This is a genomic window from Cellulomonas sp. P4_B5_2, from assembly GCF_056402235.1.
The window spans coordinates 1-3,028 of sequence record NZ_JBFUHU010000386.1; the positions used below are offsets into that span (position 1 = coordinate 1).

Consider the following 3,028-nt stretch of genomic DNA (forward strand, 5'->3'; position numbering starts at 1 on the left):
CGAGGCTGCCGTCAGCCTCCGGAGCGCGCCTGCGCGGACGCGATGAACGCCAGCATCGCGGAGCGCGAGCTGCCGTCGTCGACCGCCACGTCCGGCAGGCTCACCGCCTCCTGCCAGGCCGCTGCCGCGTCGTCCGCGCCGGCGAGCGCCCGGTACATCAGCAGGTAGCCGCCGAACTGCACGCCGTACCCGCCTGGCGTCGCCTCCTCGACCGAGGCCCGGATCTGCTCCGGCTCCACCCCGTCGGTCATGGCGGACTGCACCGGGCCCATCGGGATGAGCTGGATACCGAGGATGGCGGCGGGCTCGGGGCTGAACCACGTGGCGTAGTCCCGCTTCCCGCCCCAGTTCAGGGACACCATCGTGTGCTCGAAGCCCTCGAACTGCTTGAGGTCCGGCGCCGTCCAGTACGTCCGGGCGGTCAGCGCCTCGGTCGACGCCAGCCAGGTGGCCTCTGTCGCGAGCTCCGGCTGGTCCGAGGCCAGCGCCCACAGGCCGAGGCCGTTCCAGGCGGTGACCGCCTCCGACGACGACTCCTGGTTGTTCCCGTCCGCGAACGGGGACGTGCCCGACGCCCACGAGTGGCCCGCGTACGGGTCGAACGACCGCAGCTGCGGCAGCTCGTCCGACGGCAGGGCCGCGGCGATGTCCTGCGCGAGCAGGTTCATCACCGGAGCGAGCCGGGTCGCCAGCTCCGGGTCGTCCTGCGCGAGCAGACCCGCCGCCGCGAGGATGTAGCCGTAGTGGAAGTGGTGGTCGTTGAGCTCGTCCGACCCGAAGGACGGGGTGAGGCCGATGGCCGAGCGCGCGGTCTCGTCGTAGACCACGCACCTCGCGTCACGGCGAGTGCACCCGTCCGGCTCCGCCCACTCCGTCAGCGCGTCCACCGTGGTGGCCTTCAGCTCCGCCACGACGTCGGGCACCCCCAGCTGCTCCCCGAGCACCACGAGCGACGCCGCACGGTTGAGCGCCTTGCCGCCGAAGTACGTGTCCGACGGGAAGGCCGGCGTGGCCGCGACGTCCGCCGCCAGCGCGTCGACGATCGCCGCGCGCTGCTCCTCGGAGATGCCGTCCAGGTCGAGCTCGCGCGCGGCGGGAAGAGCAGGCGCGAACGACGACAGCTGCGACCCGGCGCAGAGCTCCAGGTCGCCGTAGACGCTCGGGTAGGCGCCGAGCCCGCAGTCCGCGCGCTCCGGCTGGTCGCCCACGCGGTGGTGCGGCATGAGCACGTACGCGGTCGGAGCCCCCCCGGCGGTGCGGTAGGTGAGGGTGGTGCGGGCGACGTCGTCGTCCACGCCGTAGGTCACGTCGACGCCCGTGACCGGGTCGGCTGCGGCGGTCCGCAGCGCGGCGGCTGCCTCCGGTGTGGCCTCCGGCGGCAGCGCGTACCAGGACGCGCTCTCGCCGGCGCTCAGCGTGGTCGACCCGCCGTCGGTCGTCCCGCCGACCAGCCCCCACTGCGACGTACCTGCGTCCGCGGTGGCCGCGCCGTCGTCGCCCGGCGCGAACGCGCCGCCGGTCACGGTGGAGCCCAGCGTCACGTCCTGCGCCGCGGTGAAGCTGACGAACGGTGAGCCTGCCGCCAGCACGACCTTGCCGAGCACCGCCCCCGACGCATCGAGCAGGTCGATCGTCACGCTCACCGGGTCCGCGGCGCTGACCTGCGCGGAGGTGGCCCCCGCGTCCACGGTCACAGCCGGGACGTGCGGCGCGATGATGACCTTCGCGTCCACCGTCGGGGCGGGCAGACCGAGCGTGAACCCCGAGTCGGTGAGCCCGAACGACAGCGGCTCGGCGAACACCGGCTGCGGCTGGCCGCCGAACACCAGGCCGCTGTACCAGCGGTTGCTGGGTGGCACTACGCCGGGGGCGAGGCGCACGGGATCGATCTTGGCCACCGACTCGGTGGGGACCGCGGCGACGAGCGCCGCGGAGTCCACCTCCGGCGGCGTCGCGTCGGGCGGGCCGCTCACGTCGGAGACCGGGGCCGACCCGGGTGCGGCACCGCCGTCACCGTCGGGGGTCCCGCCGTCGTCGTCGGACCAGGGGGCGACCACGACGAGCACCGCGGCCAGCGTGACCACGACGGCTGAGGCAAGGCCGATCACCCACCATCGCCGGCGAGACGTGGGCGGGGGGCGTACCTCGGTCAGGGGTCCTGTCGTTCGAGTCGTCATCCGAAGAGTCCTCCCACGTAGGTCTTCACGGCGGCCGCGGTCCGCGTCACCAGCCCGTCGTTCTCCAGGTGCAGCTCGGCGGTCACCGGCGTGCCCGCGGACACGAGCCCGTTCTGGGCCCCGTCCTCGAGCGAGTCGCCGGAGAGGATCAGCACCGCCTGGGCGGCACCCGCGACGGTCTCGACCTTGACCTCCGAGACGTGCACCGTGATGGCGCGCTGGTTCGGCAGCACGACCGTGACGGTGGCGTCGTCCGCCACCCGTGCGTACTCCTTGGGGGTGAGCGTGTACTCGGCCTGCACGTAGAGCGTGTCCGCTCGCTGCACGGTGGCCAGCTGGGTGGCCGACTGGACGAAGGTGCCGCGCTCGGAGGCGATCTCGGTGATCACCCCGTCGCCCGTGGCGAGGACCACGAGGCGTCCGTCGGCGTCGATCTGCGTCGCCTCGGTCGACGTCCGCGCGAAGCCGTTCTTCACGTCGTACTGCAGCGTCGCCGAGTCGATCACGAACAGGGGGTCGCCCGTGCTCACCTCGTCACCGACGTCGACGAGCTGGTCGACGACGAGACCCGCGTACGGCGTCCCGACGCCGTAGGACTTGGCGAGGATCTGTGCGGAGTCGCTCACGGCGACCCCGCGCGTCTGGTTCAGCTGATAGGTGGCGAACGCGCAGAGGACGAGCACGAGGATCATCCCCGCGAGCAGTCGGATGCGGCTGGTCCAGGTCATGCGGCACCTCCGGGGAGTGCGGTGGCGAGGACGCGTGCGTCGGCGTGGCGCGGCGTGCGCTGCGCCCTGACGGCCGCTCGAGCGTGGCGCCCTTCCCTCCAGGCGGTGACGACGAAGCCGCCG

2 protein-coding genes are annotated in these 3,028 nt (G+C 73.2%); both read right to left on the reverse strand.

The features are described 5' to 3' along the window. Positions 1-11: 11 nt before the first annotated feature. A complete protein-coding gene (locus AC1DUQ_RS19900) occupies positions 12-2,108 on the reverse strand; it encodes a glycosyl hydrolase (RefSeq protein ID WP_477061873.1) in 2,097 nt (698 codons plus the stop codon). Positions 2,109-2,173: 65 nt separating this feature from the next. Beyond that, complete coding sequence (locus AC1DUQ_RS19905; protein WP_477061872.1) at positions 2,174-2,905, reverse strand: HlyD family secretion protein; 732 nt, start codon at positions 2,903-2,905, stop codon at positions 2,174-2,176. Positions 2,906-3,028: the final 123 nt, after the last annotated feature.